The sequence below is a fragment of the Vibrio sp. Isolate33 genome (assembly GCF_022397895.1).
GTDB classification, from domain to species: Bacteria; Pseudomonadota; Gammaproteobacteria; order Enterobacterales; family Vibrionaceae; genus Vibrio; species Vibrio pomeroyi.
The window spans coordinates 284,715-302,556 of sequence record NZ_JAKEUP010000001.1 but is presented as its reverse complement, the minus strand read 5'-3'; the positions used below and the strand labels follow the sequence as shown (position 1 = coordinate 302,556).

Genomic DNA, 17,842 nt, shown 5'->3' with positions numbered 1-17,842 from the left:
CGGCTCATGCCTTATGTGATAACGCTTCCAGTTAATGATGTGAGGCGCAGGTTCTATAAATCGTCCCATATAGGCTATTTGAGGCGAAGTGGGAGGAGTTTTATGAATCCTAATCGCGATGTATAGTTACCAATAATTCATTGAGTTATTGAATCTTTAAGTTGTCAGCTGATGTGGGTGTTATGAAGAAAAACGGATTTACGTTAATGGAATTAATCGTTGTCATCGTGATACTCGGTGTTTTAGCTGTGACAGCAGCCCCGAGGTTTCTTAATATCCAAGAGTCAGCGAGAGAAGCAGTACTTGAAGGTGTTGCGGGTGCAATGGAAGGGGTGATCACGCAAGTAACCTCGAAAGCTATTATTGCTGGGCTTAATCCTAGTGCAGAAAACCCAGATGACCAAAGTAACTATGTGATCGATTTCGGTATCGGCCGAGTTGAGGTCGACTGGGGAACGCTATGTCCTGAAAGTGAGGGGGAATCTGGTGATAAATTGAATATGCTCCACTTCCTGACCTTGTCAGACGATGACAGTATAATCTCTGAATTAGGCAACAGACACACGGTAGTGGGATTTACTCAGCCCTTTAGTCAAGCAGACCTCGATAGAAACCACATAGCCGACGATTCATTACCTTCTGGTTGTTATGTTCTTTATGACTCTTTTGGCCGTGAGGACACAAGCAAGTGTCCAGTCGGTGGTTGTGAATGTACCGTTCGTGTAGTGAACGACGAATGTTAACCCAAACACATTAACTGACTTGTAGAAATTCAATAAAAAAGCGCGTTATTACCTATTGGTAGTAACGCGCTTTTTTGTATTAGCTTAATGGTCTATCTTAGTTTGCTATTGCTGCATCTGCTGGCGGCAAGTCACGCTTCTTAATCACGTATCGCAAACGAAGTAACATCAGAGCCGCTGACACACTCAAGCCCGTCAGAATACCAATCCAAAAGCCTTCTTCACCCATTGCAGGAACAATGTGGTCTGTTAAGCCTAATACCATGCCCAGTGGTAGTGCTAAGCCCCAGTATGAAGCGATAGCTAAGATCATCGGGATCTTAGTGTCTTTATAGCCACGCAGTGCACCGTTAGCAGACGTTTGCAATGCATCGCTGAATTGGTACATAGCTGTAAAGGTCAACAATACTGCTGCTGTCGCGCTTATTGTAGGGTCGGTTGTGTAAAGCCTAATGATCCACTCAGGGAACAGCAGGAACATCGCCACTGAAAGCAATGAAATCAACGCTGCAACCAGGATACCGACTTTACTGCGTTCAATCGCGCCAAGTTCGTCTTTTTCACCCAAAGCGTGCCCAACACGAATCGTAATACCAAAAGAGATACTCATAGGAATCACGTAAGTTAGGCTCGAAATGTTAAGTGCAATTTGTGCGGCTGCCACGTTCTCTGCACCAATACGGCCAATCATCAATGCGATTACCGCAAAGATGCTGCCACATACCGCGATGTTCATACCGATAGGTAAACCTAGCCTTAGAAGGTGAAGCATCTCTTTTGCTTTTGGTTTAGCGTCAGCAAAGCTGATGATGGTTTTGTAGTGGTGATGACCTTTAATGTAGGAATAGAGCATTCCCGACATTAGCCAATACACTAAGCTTGTCGCCCAGCCACAACCCACAGCGCCCATTTCAGGGAAGCCGAACTTACCGTAAATAAGCACGTAGTTGACCGGAATATTCACCAACAAACCAACCACAGAAATGATCATTGGTACTTTGGTGTTGTTCATTCCTTCACAGAAGCCGTTCAAGGTGTAGAACAGGGCAATACCCGGTACACCAAAGGCGAGGGCAAACGCATAGTCACTGCCAATTGGAATTATCTCAGCGGCTACGCCAATCCATTCTAAGATCGGTTTCGCACTCACCAAGTAAGCGATAAGTAGCACACTCGCGATTAATGCCAACCAAACCATCTGGAAGAATTCAACAGAGATACTTTGAAAGTCGCGTGCGCCGCGGTGGTAAGCGACAACAGGTGTTAACGCCATAATCACGCCACGTAGTAGCAGCAATACAGGAATCCAAAGGCTAGTGCCAAGTGCAATAGCGGCGAGATCGGCAGGGCTTACTTGGCCAGCCATTGTCGTATCGACAAATCCCATCGCTTGGGTCGCTATTTGAGTCAAAATGATTGGAACCGAAAGATGCATAAGCGCACCCGATTCACGAGTAAAAGGACGAAATTTCGTTAGCATGGAAGTTCACAACACCAATATAAATACACGAATGATGGCAGGATGGCCGGTGTGCATTTTAGGATGTGCCCCGTTGGGCGGGCGACAATATAAACACCTTACCGTATAGGGTCAAGCATTGGATTTATAGAGTTTCACTAGTTCAGAGATATGGAAAAGTTCTGATCCTTAAAACAGAGAATCAATGCACGTAAGTTAATGATTTATTAGGGATATTACTAGAAAGATAAATTCAACATTTGCCACGCTAATCACTAAGTCAACGGTATAAGTCATTGTTATGGAAAGGCAAAGGCTAGTACAATTGATGGCATAAAGAACTAGATAAAAATATTCTGTATTTAAATGCGCAGTTTTTAGGTCTAGTGGCTGATATATTTTAGGAGAATCTCGTGCAAGTAAATAATACTTATCGGCTTCAGATTGAGGAAGCTTTGTGTAAAACACAGTTCAGCTTAGAAGACGTGGATATAACATACCCTTCATATGGTGCGCTGGTTTCGATTGAATTTAAGCATCATGACGGGTTTAAAATCTCACTCGAAGAGGTTGAATACCAAGAAACGTTGCAGTTGCATAAAAATGAAACAGACCAAATGATTGCAGCTATTGGTGGCACGCGTTATGGGGAGCCTGATACTAAAACGGTCACACGAACCAAGTATGTCTCGACTGAATCTCCAGGCTCTATAAAATCTACGGATACCATTTCGTTCATTAATTTAACTAGCTTTATCCAACGATTGCCTGTGTGGGTAAACAATATTGAGGTTGAGTTACTATCAATTTATAACCAACCAGAACACACGGATGTTGAGTTAGATAAACAACTAGAAGCGATTTTTCCTCACGAAGTTGTCGAACCCAATCGAAAGTTCTCTGAAGACGAAATCATATTGCTAAAACAGAATCTTGAGAAATTGTATCAGCGAGTTGATGAACTTAAGGAACAATGTGAGATCTCTCAGTCAAAGTTAGAAGCATTGCGTTCTGCTATAGATAAAGCTAGTGATAATGCACCTCAGTATCCGAAATCAATGTGGTTGAAGTTGAACAAAGGAAAAATAAAGGAAACGTTGGTCAATATATTTAAGTCCGAAGAGGGGCGAAAATTTATTTTAAAAGTGGTAGAGAAAATCGCGTTAACTTAAAAGTATACAAACGACTATGGCGCCAAAATCAACTTGGCGCTTTCTGCTTTGTTCATACAATCACTTCTTTGTTTTGAACTTACTGCCACAAAGCCAACAGAAACACAAATAACCCAATCCCGAGCGTGACTTTTAGAAGCAGGCCAAGAGGGGCTCCACCTTTTGGCGCTTTGTTGCAACATCCCATAGTTTTTCCCTCATTCATCATTGGATTCATTTCACCTTAAACCTTTCCCTTACGGTAAGGTCAATGCATTTGTTTGCCTCAGATTTCAGAAAACAAAAAGGCGAACCGTTTGGTTCGCCTTTTGTTATGTTTCGCTGATTAGCGCCGCTACGAATTAGTCTTCGTAGTTATCGATGCTTGGGCAAGAACAGATTAGGTTACGGTCGCCGTATACGTTGTCTACACGGTTAACTGTTGGCCAGTACTTCGAGTTCTTTGTTGCTTTTTATGGGAAACAGCCAAGTTCACAAGAATAAGGGTGTTTCGACCGACGGAACTGGTGAGCAGGACATGGTTGGCGTATTTAAATCATGTCGATTAGTCAAATATCCCTCTGCGTAGATAAAACTAGATATGCCTGTCGTCGACCTCATAACGAATAAATGTACGACAATCTTGGTTACTAGACTGGATTATTGGTAGATCATATTTATTATCTACATTAGTGAGTTACGTCGAATATTTATTGGTTAAATCTATGCACGAATACTTTTAGCGCGAAAACTATGAAATTATTACAACGAACTTTAAAAATTATTAGCATTTAATATAACGGTTTAATTAAAAGGAGGGTGCACCGTGAGGGATAGTAATGTTCTAGAAGGGAGTTACGTTTTCAGAAAATCGTGGACTGCATATATAGACCCGGTACTAACTTTAGTTATTCTTTGCGTCATAGTGTATAACTTTCCTTTGATTTTCAAGCTATTCCCTCAAGAATACTATGGTTTTATCCTGATTGTGGTTGTACCGTTTTTAGTAGTTTATATATTTAGAATAATACTAAAAATATTTAACATTAGAAGCGTAAAGATTTATATCAATGAATCGGGGGTGTGGTGTTACTCTGGTATATTTCCGTGGAGTAAAGGTACATATGGGCTCAGGTGGTGTAATTTTGAACAGGCTGTATATTACCAGAATTTTTTCAACTGGCTATTTAAGTCGTATACCATAAAAATTAGCCATAGATTTACTCAAAGTAGCGAAATCGTGTTATCGCATATGAGGCACGGGGATGTTGTCACTGCTACTATAAATAAATATCAAAACAATGTATTGCATGATGGCAATGATGTGCGATGAGAGCTTACAGAGTAATTCTTCTATGCCAGCTTTCAGCTTATTTTTGTTTAGCAACAATATATTACCCTATTAGTATAGTTCAGCGCTAAAGTTAGATTAGTTAATAATTGAAATCTAGAATGTCAAAAAGGCGAACCATTTGGTTCGCCTTTTGTTATGTTTCGCTGCTTAGCGCCGCTACGAATTAGTCTTCGTAGTTATCGATGCTTGGGCAAGAACAGATTAGGTTACGGTCGCCGTATACGTTGTCTACACGGTTAACAGTAGGCCAGTACTTCGAGTTCTTGGTTGCTTTCGATGGGAAGCAAGCCAGTTCGCGAGAGTAAGGGCGATCCCATTCTGAGCCTGAAAGGTCAACTTGTGTGTGTGGTGCGTTTACTAGAGGGTTGTTGTCTAGTGGCCATTCACCCGCTTTCACTGCTGCCATTTCGTGACGGATTGCGATCATCGCTTCACAGAAACGGTCTAGCTCTTCTAAATCTTCTGATTCAGTTGGCTCTACCATTAGCGTACCAGCAACTGGGAAAGACATAGTTGGCGCGTGGAAACCGAAGTCCATTAGACGCTTAGCAATATCTTCTTCGCTGATACCTGTATCTTCTTTAAGCGGACGAATATCGATAATACATTCGTGTGCTACGCGGCCGTTAGTGCCACGGTAAAGAACAGGGTAGTGAGGACGTAGTTTTTCCATCACATAGTTCGCGTTCAGAATCGCTACTTTCGTTGCGTCTGTTAGGCCAGGTTCGCCCATCATTGCGATGTAAGCCCAAGAGATAGGTAGGATTGAAGCACTACCTAGATCCGCAGCTGATACCGCGTAGTCAGAACCTTGTACACCGTTTTCGATGTGACCTGGTAGGAAAGGCGCTAGGTGCGATTTAACACCGATTGGACCCATACCCGGACCGCCACCACCGTGTGGGATACAGAATGTTTTGTGTAGGTTCAAGTGAGATACGTCTGAACCAATGAAGCCAGGTGAAGTTAGACCTACTTGAGCGTTCATGTTCGCGCCGTCTAGGTAAACCTGACCGCCCGCTGCGTGTACTTGTTCACACACTTCTTTCACTTGCTCTTCGTATACGCCGTGCGTAGAAGGGTAAGTGATCATGATGCTTGATAGGTTGTCTTTGTGCTTCTCGATTTTCGCAGCTAAGTCTGTCATGTCGATGTTGCCATCTTCATCACACTTAACAACTACTACCTTCATTGAAACCATTGATGCTGTAGCAGGGTTAGTACCGTGCGCAGAGCTTGGAATCAGACAAACGTTACGGTGACCTTCACCGCGGCTTGCGTGGTAACGTTGAATCGCGATTAGACCTGCGTATTCACCAGATGCACCAGAGTTTGGTTGTAGTGAGAAATCGTCGTAACCGGTGATTTCACATAGCTTCTCTTTAAGATCTTTCGCTAGTGCAGTGTAACCCGCTGCTTGCTCAAGAGGTGCGAATGGGTGAATTGAACCAAACTCAGGCCATGTTACTGGAATCATCTCAGCAGCAGCGTTCAGCTTCATCGTACAGCTGCCCAGTGGGATCATGCCGTGCGTTAGTGAGAAGTCTTTGTTCTCAAGCTGTTTTAGGTAACGCATCATTTGCGTTTCGCTGTGGTGCGTGTTGAATACTGGGTGAGTTAGGAACTCTGATTCACGACGGCAGTTTTCTGGAATTGCTGCAAACTCGTTTGATGCAATGTCAGAAGATAGTGCTTGAACGTCTTCTTTCACGTCGAAGATAGCGAATAGGGCATTCACGTCGTCGATCGTTGTTGTTTCGTCTAAGCTGATGCCGATCTTACCTTTAAGAAGGCGTAAGTTGATGTCTGCTGCTTGCGCTTTCGCGTACAGTGCATCTGTCTTCTCTTCAGAGTTGATTGTGATCGTATCGAAGAAGCTGTTGTTCGTTAGCTCGTAACCCGCTTTAGTCAGGCCTGCCGCTAGGATAGCTGTCATGTGGTGTGTACGACGAGCGATAGTACGTAGGCCTTCTGCACCGTGGTAAACCGCGTAGAAAGACGCCATGTTTGCTAGAAGTGCTTGAGCTGTACAGATGTTCGATGTCGCTTTCTCGCGGCGGATGTGTTGCTCACGAGTCTGCATTGCCATACGTAGCGCTTGGTTACCGTGAGTATCGATAGAAACACCGATGACACGACCTGGCATTGTACGCTTATGCTTTTCACGAGTACCCATGAATGCAGCGTGTGGACCGCCGTAACCCATAGGAACACCGAAACGTTGCGCCGAACCGATTACTACGTCTGCGCCCATTTCGCCAGCTGGCTTAAGTAGAGCAGAAGCGAGTAGGTCAGTAGCAACGGTTACTAGAGTTTTGTTTGCTTGAGCTTTCGCAATGATGTCTGTTAGGTCACGAACTTCACCTGTTGTGCCAGGGTATTGAACTAACGCACCAAATACGTCTTGCTCTGGAAGTGTTTCAAGAGCGCCAACCATTACTTCAAAACCGATGTACTCAGCACGAGTTTTAACAACTTCTAGTGTTTGAGGGTGAACATCGTCAGCAACGAAGAATACTTTGCTCTTGCTTTTGCCAGCACGCTTACACAGTGTCATAGCTTCGCCAGCCGCTGTCGCTTCATCAAGAAGTGATGCGTTTGCGATTTCCATACCCGTTAGGTCCATTACCATTTGTTGGTAATTTAGTAGAGCTTCAAGGCGACCTTGAGAAATCTCTGGTTGGTATGGTGTGTAAGCTGTGTACCAGCCTGGGTTCTCTAAAACGTTACGTAGAATAACGTTTGGAGTGAATGTGTTGTAGTAGCCTTGGCCAATGAAAGTACGTTTCACTTGGTTTAGGTTAGCGATCTCTTTAAGAGAGGTCAGCATGTCCATTTCGCTCAGTGGCGCAGCAAGTGTCATTGGTTTTTCAAGACGGATTTGTGCAGGAACCGTTTCGTCGATCAGTGCGTCTAGGCTAGTCGCGTTGATCGCTTCAAGCATTTTTTGCTGGTCTGCTTTATTTGGGCCGTTATGACGAGCAACAAACTCGTTTTGAGTACCCAGGTCTTTTAGTAATTGGCTTTGAAGTAATTCAGTCATGATATGTTCTACTTTCTCTCTGGAGCCGTGAGCTAGCCCCTAAAATTAAGCTGCTCAAAAGAGCAGCTTTATCGTAATGAGGTTACCTATTAGTCTTCTTCGATAGAGCTTAGGTATTCTTCCGCATCTTTAAGGTTGTCTAGTTCAGACGCATCAGACATCTTCACTTTAACAATCCAGCCACCTTCATAAGGTTCTTCGTTGATTAGCTCTGGGCTATCTTCTAATTCTTCGTTGATTTCTACGATTTCGCCAGAGATTGGTGCGTAGATATCAGAAGCAGCTTTCACTGACTCAACTAGAGAGAAGCTTTCGCCAGCTTCGATTTCGTCGTCAGTGTCAGGCAGGTCAACAAACACAACGTCACCTAGCATCTCTTGAGCGTGCTCAGAAATACCGATAGTTACAGTACCGTCACCGTTGTCTTTTACCCACTCGTGGCTGTCTGCAAACTTTAGTGTATTGTCCATTGCTTATTCTCCAAAAATTTATGAGGTTTTAATTTAAATCTTAAAAACGGTCTAACGGTAAAGAGGGAAGCGCTTGCAAAGCTCTTTAACTTGCTTGCGAACACGTTGCTCAACTTCAGCGTTGCCTTCAGGGCTTTCAACTAAGCCATCAAGTACATCGCCGATCCATTCACCGATAAGTTTGAATTCTTCAGTGCCAAAACCACGACTGGTTCCAGCTGGCGTACCTAAACGAATGCCAGAAGTAATCATAGGCTTCTCTGAATCGAATGGTATACCATTTTTGTTACATGTGATCCCTGCACGCTCTAACGCTTCTTCAGTTACGTTACCTTTCAAGCCCTTAGGACGAAGGTCAACCAGCATTAGGTGCGTGTCTGTTCCGCCAGTCACAATGTCACAACCGCGAGTTTGCAACACTTCAGCAAGAACTTTTGCGTTGTCGATCACTGAATCAATATAAGTATTAAATTCTGGGCCAAGTGCTTCGCCAAACGCCACTGCTTTAGCCGCGATAACGTGCATTAGTGGGCCGCCTTGTAGGCCAGGGAACACTGCAGAGTTGATCTTTTTGTTGATGTCTTCGTGGTTCGTCAGAATCATACCGCCGCGTGGGCCACGAAGTGTTTTGTGCGTTGTTGTAGTAACAACGTGTGCGTGTGGTAGTGGGCTAGGGTGAGCACCTGTCGCGATAAGACCCGCGATGTGTGCCATATCAACCATTAGGATTGCGCCGACTTCGTCAGCGATTTCACGGAACTTAGCGAAATCAATAACGCGTGGAATAGCACTACCACCAGCAATAATCATTTTAGGTTGGCTTTCGATAGCTAAAGCGCGAACCGCTTCGTAATCGATTTCAAGAGTGTCGCGGTCTACGCCGTATTGAACTGCGTTGAACCATTTACCAGACATTGCAGGACGTGCACCGTGTGTAAGGTGACCACCAGCGTCAAGAGACATACCTAGGATAGTGTCGCCAGGTTGAAGCAGGGCAAGTTTAACTGCGCCGTTTGCTTGAGCGCCAGAGTGAGGCTGTACGTTTACGTATTCACATTTGAACAGCTGCTTAGCGCGTTCGATTGCGATAGCTTCTACTGTATCTACGTGCTCACAACCACCGTAGTAACGACGGCCTGGGTAGCCTTCAGCGTATTTGTTGGTTAGGCAGGTGCCTTGAGCTTGCATTACTGCTTTAGAAACGATGTTCTCAGAAGCAATAAGTTCGATTTGTTCGTTTTGACGAGTGTTCTCTGCTTGGATTCCAGCAAATACTGCGTCGTCAGTCGCAGATAGGTTCGTAGAGAAAAAACTGTCTAAGCTATGGTTTTGGTAAGCGTTCATTGTCGAGACCTTTCATTAAGCTAATGGTGATTGTTTTTATAGTCCATTAGGTCTTACGTTGATTTCTGCATCGGTATCGTTTGCGCTATATAGGTACAGATAAACGTTAATTGCGTTTTAAATATACTCTTACAGCGTCTAAGCGATCGTTGTAGGGTCAATGCAGCACGAATTGGTTCCCAAAAGTTCGGGTAAAAAACAGCTCTTACAAATGTTAAAACTATCATTTGCTACAAGCTGAAGTAGCATCTCTTCATCTAACAAGTCGATAACATAGCTCCGATAAAATCAATTTTCAACAAAAATTTCCAATAGGAAACAACTTTTCTCATTTTGCTACAGGGAGCACGCTTTATTTCTGTGTGTGCTCTTTAATCAACAAAGCGCTTCATGCAACAATGAAATGAATAGACAGGAAGTAAGAAAATAATGAGGGACCTATGTCAGAAGACATTTATGATGAGTACCCATCTTTAACGTTGGCGAAAGAAACGTTAGACCAGAATATAGAACCACTTAGGCTTGGCCAGCGTATTAAAGATATCCGCGGCAAGCTTGGGATCACGCTAGAAGAAGCAAGCCAAAGAACTGGCTTGGCGCGTTCTACGCTCAGCAAAATCGAGAATGAACAAATCTCGCCAACCTTTCAGGCTATGCAAAAATTAGCGATGGGTTTGCAAATTGATATGCCTCAACTCTTTGAACCACCAAGGAAAAAAGTCGCAACAGGACGTCGTGACTTAACTAAGGCAGGCCAGGGCAAACCTCACCCGACACCGACTTATGAGCATGAACTGCTTGCGACAGAGCTTTCTAATAAGAAGATGATGCCGTTCAAAAGCCGCGTAAGAGCGCGTACTTTTGAAGAATATAATGATTGGGTTCGTCACGATGGTGAAGAGTTCTTAATGATTATCTCCGGTGATGTGATGTTCTACTCAGAATTCTACGAACCTGTGCCTATGAGCGAAGGCGACAGCATGTATTACGATGCCAACATGGGCCACATGTTGATTTCTACTAGTGCAGAAGATGCGCTGATTTTGTGGGTGACTGCAAAATAAGTTAACAAAATTAGAATTTCTTATAGTGAAAGCAAACGTTTGCTTTTGTTTCTAACGTTTGCCAAATGACGCGATATTGATGTGAAAATCATCAATATCGCGTTTTTGTATGTATCGAATAATTGTTTTTAAATTGTTAAATGTCACATTTTGAGCTGTTTTAATCTTGTTAAGGGTGTAAAACTGACTCAGGCTTGTTTACTATAGTGAACACGGTTTACTCATGTTGATTGAAGTTTACTGAAGTGAATTCTTAAAAAGTGAGTTGTAGAGCTTTTGTACAGCTATCTATTTTTATAACGCTAACTATATAAGCCTATATAAAAGACATCACTTTTTACTATCTACTGTTTCTAATGCTGAGACCTAGCGTTAGAAGCGACTCTAAATAGAGATACAAGCGGCAGATTCGATTTGGAAAGCCTGCAACGCTTCATGGAGAATAAAATGACTCAAGAACACGCTAATCAAGACCTACTAAAAACACCATTGCACGCACTTCACGTTGAAGAAGGCGCAAAGATGGTTCCTTTCGCTGGCTACGACATGCCAGTTCAGTACCCACTAGGTGTAAAGAAAGAGCACTTACACACTCGTGATGCTGCCGGTCTTTTTGATGTTTCTCACATGGGGCAACTTCGTCTACATGGTGCAAATGCAGCTGCTGTCCTAGAATCTTTGGTTCCTGTAGATATTATTGACCTTCCTTCTGGTAAGCAGCGCTACGCGTTCTTTACTAACGAGCAGGGCGGCATCATGGATGACCTGATGGTTGCTAACTTAGGTGATCACCTGTTTGTTGTTGTGAACGCAGCTTGTAAGACACAAGATATCGATCATCTAACGGCACATCTTCCTGCAGACGTTGAAATGGAAGTGATTGATGACCGCGCTCTATTAGCACTTCAAGGTCCTAAAGCATCGGAAGTTCTAGCTCGCTTCCAACCAAGCGTTGCAGACATGCTGTTCATGGACGTTCAAAAAGTGGATATCGATGGTGTTGAATGCATCGTGAGCCGCAGTGGTTACACGGGTGAAGATGGCTACGAGATCTCTGTACCGAACGATCATGCTGAAGCACTAGCGCGCAAGCTAACTGCAGAAGCTGAAGTAGAATGGATTGGCCTTGGCGCACGTGATTCACTTCGTCTTGAGTGTGGTCTATGTCTATACGGTCACGACTTAGATACAACAACGACTCCAGTAGAAGCTAGCCTTCTATGGGGTATTCAAAAAGTTCGTCGTACTGACGGTGAACGTGCAGGCGGTTTCCCTGGTGCTGATATTATCCTTGAGCAAATCGCGACTAAAGACGTTCAACGTAAGCGTGTTGGTCTAGTAGGCCAAACTAAGGCTCCAGTACGCGAAGGCGCTGAATTGTTCGATGCTGAAGACAACAAGATTGGCGTAGTAACAAGTGGTACAGCGGGTCCTAACGCTGGCAAGCCAGTATCAATGGCTTACGTTCGTACTGACCTAGCGGCTATCGGCACTGAAGTATTCGCTGAAGTTCGTGGTAAGAAACTACCAATGACAGTAGAAAAAATGCCATTCGTACCTCAACGTTACTACCGTGGCTAATCTCTTTTAAGAGAAAACACCAACTATTACGAAAGCCTATTGTTGACCTCTCTATATAGAGGGACTCAACAGTAGGCTTTTTTGTTTATTGCCGCGTATTGATTTGATAAGTGACCATCAAGAACTGTTACTTTGAAATTGGTTTATAAAATGAGAGATGTGGCAATATCGTTACAAATACTTACTATACTGAAGGTTGGGACGTGTTATGGTGGCTATTCATCAATATTGTAAATAAGTAGTAGGGGTTACAAGGAGTTATCTATGAATGTGAATCATACAATGAGTCCAGTTCGTAAAGCCGTTTTAGGGCTTTTAGCGCCATTGATTTATACATCAAGTGTTATGGCGATGGAAAACACGGTTGAAAGTACTCCTGATGTGGGTGTAACACCTTATATTGTGAATGGTAGCGACGCGACAGTAGCTGAGTTTCCGTCAATGGCGAGCCTGTTTATTGATCGCATAGATTATGACGGTACCTATTCAACTGGCCCATACTGTGGTGCGACAATTTTAGACCCAACGCATATTCTAACGGCTGCGCACTGTATTTATGGTGATGAGAATGCTCAGTTATTTACTGTTGTCGTGCCTCAATTACAAGACACTTCCCAATTTCCTAATAACATTGCCCAGAAAGCACGTGTATCAGAAGTGTATTATCGTAGTGACTATTCAAATAGCTTGAGCGACTTGTTACGTAATGATATTGCAATCCTGAAGCTAGAAAGCGCTCTCAATATCGATGCTGTAAATGATGTGATCTATCCCCTTAGTTTTTCTACTGAACTTTATCGCAATTCGTCAGAAAGTTTTGTTGCCGTTGGTCACGGTGATACGCGTTCTGGTTTTGACAGCACGACTATATTGCAAAAAGCAGCTCTGAAGTATGTAGACAAAGCAACATGCATAAACGCGTTTACGGATGGCTCAGCTTTAACTGATAATCAAATATGTTTTAACGGTGATTACAGTCCATTTACCGGGCTCTTTAATGGTACGTGCCAAGGTGACTCTGGAGGTCCTGTCTATTGGCAAGATGGTTCAACATATAGACAGGTTGGCATTACCAGTTTTGGCCCAGATACTTGTGGTGGTAGCCCTACCGTGACGTCGGTATTCACTGAAATATTAGACTATAAAGATTGGATCGACAGTGTTATGGCTGGAACTGAAACTGCTAAGTTTGTATCAACAGACGCGAAACGTACTGCTTATGCTGGGACAAGCACGTCAACTGGCTCTGGTAGCAGTGGCGGTAGTGTTTCATTTGGTTTGTTAGGTATGCTGTTGTTGATTGCTGGCGTTAGAAAAGCAGTTAAACGTTAGATATTCAATGCTTTGAAGAAGTCGACGTTTTATCTAACGATAGCGTCGACTTTTTACTTTTTACTTTTGCAGGTTTGTAGATATACAGTTGGTTAGTTGCTTGTCGAACTAGTTACTCAGCTCGATAACCGCTTTACGGCTGTATTTTTCTAGAATCTCATCCATCTCTTTTATCGCAGCATTGATGCTTTTAATCCCATCTTGCGCTACACCTTTTTCATTTTCGTTCAATGCAGAAAAAGCCTGCTTTAATTCCTTACCTTCCAACATGTTCCCGTGCAGCAACACCTCTTTGTACGTGAGTAGCTTGTGTTGTATTGCAATAATTTCTGGGCGGGGATTGTGTGATTCTAATGCGTGACTAATGCAAGGAAATGCCAATGTATAGCGATTCGCAATTTCCAATTTGACGTCTTTCTTATTCGCAATATGCAATTTTTATTATTTCCCAACACTTGAGTCTTCAAGTTTTCTAGCCTTTACGCTCACCGCCGATCAAAGCGTGAAAGTTTATGATACGTAACGTTTTTTAATAATTGGATAATATGCCTTTGATGGCGTATGTAAACCGTTGCTAGTCAATATGGTCTGCTTCTTGCTGAAATTAGGTCATAACTGTCTAATGAGGAAAAGCTAATGTCACAAGAGCCCATAGTCATGGCGCTGATTGAGCGCAGAAAGCAAGCTAATTTGTCGCAAGAAAAATTAGCCTCAAGTGCAGGAATGAGCTTAAAGACTTATCAACGTATTGAGCGTGGAGAAGCGGACATCAAAATGTCTCAATACCGTTCGATCACAAGAACTCTAAAAGTGACTGATTTAGATGTCGTGCTTGATATTGTGGGAGCATCGCAAGCGACTGCAGAAGATGTAGCAGCGGTCAGTCGCTTACTGACCAGCGAAGAGAGAATGTTGTTGATTAAACTGATCTTATCGGTCAAAAAACAGAAGTAGTCTTATTCTGATAACAGAGTTAGAACGGTTGTTTCATGGGTGATGGGCTCACTGGGGGACATGAAACAATCAGTTCACTCTTCTGCGTAGCTGTTTGGTCGTACTTCTTTGTTTCTTACTTTCTAAACGTCTTTTCTGAGAGCCACGTGTTGGCTTTGTAGCTCTTCTTACTTTTTGAACCTTTGTCGCTTCCAAGATCAACTCTTTCAAACGCACCAAAGCATCGTCTCGGTTTTGTTCCTGAGTTCTATATTGTTGCGCCTTAATGATAATGACACCATCTTTGGTGATGCGGCTATCTTTGTGTGCGAGGAGTTTTTCTTTACAGAAATCAGGTAGGGTGGAGTGCTTGATATCAAAACGTAAATGTATCGCGCTTGATACTTTATTGACGTTTTGACCGCCTGCTCCTTGTGCTCTGATCGCAGTTAACTGAAGTTCCCAGTCCTGAATCGAAACAGAGTTAGATATTTGTAACATAAACATCCATTTTGAACGGTAATATGGGGTCATGATACTGAATATTGGTTATGGTATCAGTAACTTTCTTAAAGAGTGGTAGTAGTGATGATAATAGATTTAACGGCGTATGAAGGATTAATCTTTGATATGGACGGTACGTTGATCGATACAATGCCTGCTCATGTGAAAGCATGGCAGCAGACAGCAGAAGAGTTCGGTTTTCACTTTGAAGCGTCTTGGTTGCACAGTTTAGGCGGAATGCCGAGTTATAAGATAGCGGGTGAGGTGAATAGCAAGTACGGTTTGTCGCTCGACCCTCAAGCGGTTTCTACATTCAAGATGGCATCGTTTGCTGCCATTGAAGACAAAGGTGACGTTATCTCTTGTACGCATTCTCTGTTGTTAGAACATCTCGGTAATAAGAAGATCGCAGTCGGTACTGGTAGCCAGCGTAAAAGCGCAGAGCAACTCTTAGATAAAACAGACATTCTGAGTAAGCTCGATATCTTAGTGACAGCGACCGATGTTAAGAATCATAAGCCAAACCCTGATACTTTCTTAGATGCGTGTTTCGGTATGGGACTACAACCCAAGCAGTGCGTTGTGTTTGAAGATACAAACTTAGGTAAGCAAGCCGCTCATGCGGCAAATATGGATTGTATTCTAGTGGTTGAGGGGAATAAGTTAGAGTTCCATCCGGCACCTAACTGATTGGAAATCAGTGTAATGTTCGCCTAGTTGTTAGATTCGAGCTAGGCGATTTCACTCATCTCACTGTCTAGGAACAGGCACACGCTGTCACGGCCTGCGGCTTTCGCTTCGTACAGCGCTAGATCGGCACATTTGTAGTTAAGGGCAGGATCGCTCGTCAGGTTAGTGATACCAGCACTGACAGTAACGATGTTGTCTAATTCAAGGCTAACGGCAATTCGTAGTCTGTTAAGCACGTATTCGGCTTCTTCTGTGGTTGTGTGTGGCAGGACGACGCCAAACTCTTCACCACCAATACGAGCCACAAAATCGGTTTCACGGCATTCACGTTGCAATACCTGAGCGACGGTTTGAATCACGCGGTCACCATAGTCGTGACCAAATCTGTCGTTAATGCGTTTGAAGTGGTCGATATCTAAGATAGCTAAACAAGATTGTTCGCGGGTAGGGTAACGGTTGACACGAGAACACTCGTCGCGGAGTTCAAGGTCGAATTTACGTCGGTTCCAACATCCGGCTAGCGCGTCTTTCTCACTGAGGTTTCTCAGCTTGTTTTCGAGTTCCTTGTGCTTACTGATATCGACAAATGATGCGACATAAAATTGAATCACGTCTTTCGAGTCTTTGATGGTTTGGATTCGGAGTATTTCCGTTATCAACGAGCCGTCTTTACGTCGGTTAACGACTTCGCCTTCCCACATGCCTTGTTTCTTGATGATGCTCCACATCTTAATGTAGAACTCTTGATTATAACGACCAGACGCAAACATCGATGGTTGGCGTCCTTTAACGTCTTCTAGCTCATAGCCACTGACACGCGTGAACTCTTGGTTTACCTTGATGATACGGTTGTTTCTGTCAGTGATAACTAGGGCAGACATACCGTTCATTGCGGCTTTTGCTAACTGACTTTCAATGCTGTTCTTCTTGTGGTTTTGATTCCAGAGCACAAAGCCTGCTGAAATCATTGAGATCAAAATCGTTAGGGTCACTATCTGCACAAAGATCGCGTGGTTTTCACGTTGGTATTGGCTATTAAACTGTTGATTTTCAATATGAAGAACCATGTAGATTGGGCCTTCGAACTGCTTTATCTTCGGGCTGATATCAGAATGGAAATACCAGTTCTTGCCGTCAAAATAGCTCGAAGATGTCTTGTCTTGAATCGCTGTCCAAAGCTCTGGGTATAACTTTGCGTAAGTCTGTTCTGAACGTGACTCAATCACATGCCCGAAAGATTCCGTAGGATCCGGCCCCATAATGATGTGTCCGGTTTTGTTGAGAATAATAGGAACAGCAGACGATGCGCCAATTTGATAGTGAAGGCGCTTGTAGATCTCAAGCATATTCAGGTTTGCGATGAAGTAACCAATAATGCGGTTGTTTTCAGCGACTGGCGTCATAATGCGAAGCGCTGGAATCAAAGGGCGAACGATTTCTCCATTTTCAACTTCTAGGTCAATGCCGCGAGAGCTCACCTCACCAATCTTTAGTTCTTGTAGCGCTTTGTAATAATCGCGCGAAGATTTGTTCTGCAGTTCGTTATCTGGGACTACGATTGCTTTTCCGTCTTTGTAGTTAACACGGAATACTTCGTTGCCCTTTATATCGAGGTAGCGTAACTGAGAATAGTACTTTTGGCCTCGAGCGAGCATCACCCAGAGATCTTGCAGTGTTTCTTTATGGATGGTTGACGGTTCGTTGATTGCGCGGAGTAAGGTTTGCGAATCTGCAATAGAGGGAACCGAGTTTGAGATTTGCTCAACAATTACAGCGAGCTCGTGAAAGCTGTATTCGATTTGGTTTTGGCTAGACTGTTTGATATTTAGCGTGTGCTGAGCTTCAACTCTGTCGAATTCAGAGTTGATATAGAGGGCAGGGACTAATCCTAGGGCAAATATGGTGCACAGAAATTGGCTGACTAGTTTCTTTATACTCGTATTCATCACTGTCCTCAAAGAATCAGCGCAATACTATATATTTTATAGGGTTTTTAATGTGATCTTCACCCAGAACTTAAAACAAGATTTGCATATTATTAAGGTTTTACTGCAACTTTTTGCAATTAAGCTTGCTTATTGAGCATCTGGATAACTAAGAATCACCACCAAAATAATGCCTACTCATGCCAGTATTTTTCGTTATGACATAAGTAGGCGAGTGATGAATTATGC

The 17,842-nt window shown here is 43.3% G+C and carries 14 protein-coding genes; 7 read left to right on the top strand and 7 right to left on the bottom strand.

The window, feature by feature from the left end:
* The first annotated feature begins 182 nt into the window (after positions 1-182).
* Positions 183-743 carry a type II secretion system protein gene (locus tag L1D37_RS01280; RefSeq protein ID WP_275665425.1) on the top strand — a complete coding sequence of 187 codons (561 nt, stop codon included), beginning with the start codon at positions 183-185 and terminating at the stop codon, positions 741-743.
* Between the two features lie 97 nt (positions 744-840).
* Here L1D37_RS01280 and L1D37_RS01275 read toward each other — a convergent pair whose 3' ends face one another.
* On the bottom strand, positions 841-2,223 hold the full coding sequence (locus tag L1D37_RS01275) for an MATE family efflux transporter (RefSeq protein WP_239846589.1): 1,383 nt from the start codon (positions 2,221-2,223) through the stop codon (positions 841-843).
* A 392-nt stretch (positions 2,224-2,615) separates the two neighbouring features.
* Here L1D37_RS01275 and L1D37_RS01270 point away from each other — a divergent pair, with 392 nt between their 5' ends.
* Entirely contained in the window at positions 2,616-3,374 is a 759-nt protein-coding gene (locus L1D37_RS01270) for a hypothetical protein (protein ID WP_239846588.1), read from the top strand.
* Positions 3,375-4,870: 1,496 nt separating this feature from the next.
* Here L1D37_RS01270 and gcvP read toward each other — a convergent pair.
* The 3 genes from gcvP to L1D37_RS01255 all read right to left on the bottom strand — a co-directional run bounded on the left by gcvP (position 4,871) and on the right by L1D37_RS01255 (position 9,564).
* Positions 4,871-7,750 carry an aminomethyl-transferring glycine dehydrogenase gene (gcvP, locus tag L1D37_RS01265; protein ID WP_239846587.1) on the bottom strand — a complete coding sequence of 960 codons (2,880 nt, stop codon included), beginning with the start codon at positions 7,748-7,750 and terminating at the stop codon, positions 4,871-4,873.
* A gap of 89 nt (positions 7,751-7,839) precedes the next feature.
* Positions 7,840-8,220: a glycine cleavage system protein GcvH gene (gene gcvH, locus L1D37_RS01260; protein ID WP_017072176.1), complete on the bottom strand. Its 381-nt coding sequence runs from the start codon at positions 8,218-8,220 to the stop codon at positions 7,840-7,842.
* Positions 8,221-8,271: 51 nt separating this feature from the next.
* The gene (locus L1D37_RS01255; protein WP_017064653.1) at positions 8,272-9,564 is read right to left on the bottom strand and encodes a serine hydroxymethyltransferase; all 1,293 of its coding nucleotides are present in this window, start codon (positions 9,562-9,564) and stop codon (positions 8,272-8,274) included.
* 440 nt (positions 9,565-10,004) lie between these two features.
* Here L1D37_RS01255 and L1D37_RS01250 point away from each other — a divergent pair, with 440 nt between their 5' ends.
* The 3 genes from L1D37_RS01250 to L1D37_RS01240 all read left to right on the top strand — a co-directional run bounded on the left by L1D37_RS01250 (position 10,005) and on the right by L1D37_RS01240 (position 13,541).
* The gene (locus tag L1D37_RS01250; protein ID WP_017105927.1) at positions 10,005-10,628 is read left to right on the top strand and encodes an XRE family transcriptional regulator; all 624 of its coding nucleotides are present in this window, start codon (positions 10,005-10,007) and stop codon (positions 10,626-10,628) included.
* Positions 10,629-11,075: 447 nt separating this feature from the next.
* The gene (gene gcvT, locus L1D37_RS01245; RefSeq protein ID WP_048660228.1) at positions 11,076-12,209 is read left to right on the top strand and encodes a glycine cleavage system aminomethyltransferase GcvT; all 1,134 of its coding nucleotides are present in this window, start codon (positions 11,076-11,078) and stop codon (positions 12,207-12,209) included.
* 264 nt (positions 12,210-12,473) lie between these two features.
* Entirely contained in the window at positions 12,474-13,541 is a 1,068-nt protein-coding gene (locus tag L1D37_RS01240; protein ID WP_239846586.1) for a trypsin-like serine protease, read from the top strand.
* A 108-nt stretch (positions 13,542-13,649) separates the two neighbouring features.
* On the opposite strand, the gene L1D37_RS01235 is transcribed toward L1D37_RS01240, so the two are convergent.
* On the bottom strand, positions 13,650-13,976 hold the full coding sequence (locus tag L1D37_RS01235) for a hypothetical protein (protein WP_239846585.1): 327 nt from the start codon (positions 13,974-13,976) through the stop codon (positions 13,650-13,652).
* Positions 13,977-14,177: 201 nt separating this feature from the next.
* Here L1D37_RS01235 and L1D37_RS01230 point away from each other — a divergent pair, with 201 nt between their 5' ends.
* Positions 14,178-14,495 carry a helix-turn-helix transcriptional regulator gene (locus tag L1D37_RS01230; RefSeq protein ID WP_017630398.1) on the top strand — a complete coding sequence of 106 codons (318 nt, stop codon included), beginning with the start codon at positions 14,178-14,180 and terminating at the stop codon, positions 14,493-14,495.
* Between the two features lie 69 nt (positions 14,496-14,564).
* Here the strand turns inward: L1D37_RS01230 and arfB are convergent, their stop codons facing one another.
* Positions 14,565-14,975, bottom strand: a complete 411-nt coding sequence (gene arfB / locus L1D37_RS01225; protein ID WP_239846584.1) for an alternative ribosome rescue aminoacyl-tRNA hydrolase ArfB — start codon at positions 14,973-14,975, stop codon at positions 14,565-14,567.
* A gap of 87 nt (positions 14,976-15,062) precedes the next feature.
* Here arfB and L1D37_RS01220 point away from each other — a divergent pair, with 87 nt between their 5' ends.
* The gene (locus tag L1D37_RS01220) at positions 15,063-15,668 is read left to right on the top strand and encodes a beta-phosphoglucomutase family hydrolase (protein WP_239846872.1); all 606 of its coding nucleotides are present in this window, start codon (positions 15,063-15,065) and stop codon (positions 15,666-15,668) included.
* A gap of 41 nt (positions 15,669-15,709) precedes the next feature.
* Here L1D37_RS01220 and L1D37_RS01215 read toward each other — a convergent pair whose 3' ends face one another.
* Positions 15,710-17,614, bottom strand: a complete 1,905-nt coding sequence (locus tag L1D37_RS01215; protein WP_239846583.1) for a diguanylate cyclase — start codon at positions 17,612-17,614, stop codon at positions 15,710-15,712.
* Positions 17,615-17,842 lie beyond the last annotated feature (228 nt).

Excerpts from the sequence above, each read along its gene's own strand:
- L1D37_RS01280 (WP_275665425.1), top strand. The coding sequence starts at position 183 with ATGAAGAAAAACGGATTTACGTTAATGGAATTAATCGTTGTCATCGTG.
- L1D37_RS01275 (WP_239846589.1), bottom strand. The coding sequence starts at position 2,223 with ATGCTAACGAAATTTCGTCCTTTTACTCGTGAATCGGGTGCGCTTATG.
- gcvP (WP_239846587.1), bottom strand. The coding sequence starts at position 7,750 with ATGACTGAATTACTTCAAAGCCAATTACTAAAAGACCTGGGTACTCAA.
- gcvH (WP_017072176.1), bottom strand. The coding sequence starts at position 8,220 with ATGGACAATACACTAAAGTTTGCAGACAGCCACGAGTGGGTAAAAGAC.
- L1D37_RS01255 (WP_017064653.1), bottom strand. The coding sequence starts at position 9,564 with ATGAACGCTTACCAAAACCATAGCTTAGACAGTTTTTTCTCTACGAAC.
- L1D37_RS01250 (WP_017105927.1), top strand. The coding sequence starts at position 10,005 with ATGTCAGAAGACATTTATGATGAGTACCCATCTTTAACGTTGGCGAAA.
- gcvT (WP_048660228.1), top strand. The coding sequence starts at position 11,076 with ATGACTCAAGAACACGCTAATCAAGACCTACTAAAAACACCATTGCAC.
- L1D37_RS01240 (WP_239846586.1), top strand. The coding sequence starts at position 12,474 with ATGAATGTGAATCATACAATGAGTCCAGTTCGTAAAGCCGTTTTAGGG.
- L1D37_RS01230 (WP_017630398.1), top strand. The coding sequence starts at position 14,178 with ATGTCACAAGAGCCCATAGTCATGGCGCTGATTGAGCGCAGAAAGCAA.
- arfB (WP_239846584.1), bottom strand. The coding sequence starts at position 14,975 with ATGTTACAAATATCTAACTCTGTTTCGATTCAGGACTGGGAACTTCAG.
- L1D37_RS01220 (WP_239846872.1), top strand. The coding sequence starts at position 15,063 with ATGATAATAGATTTAACGGCGTATGAAGGATTAATCTTTGATATGGAC.
- L1D37_RS01215 (WP_239846583.1), bottom strand. The coding sequence starts at position 17,614 with ATGAATACGAGTATAAAGAAACTAGTCAGCCAATTTCTGTGCACCATA.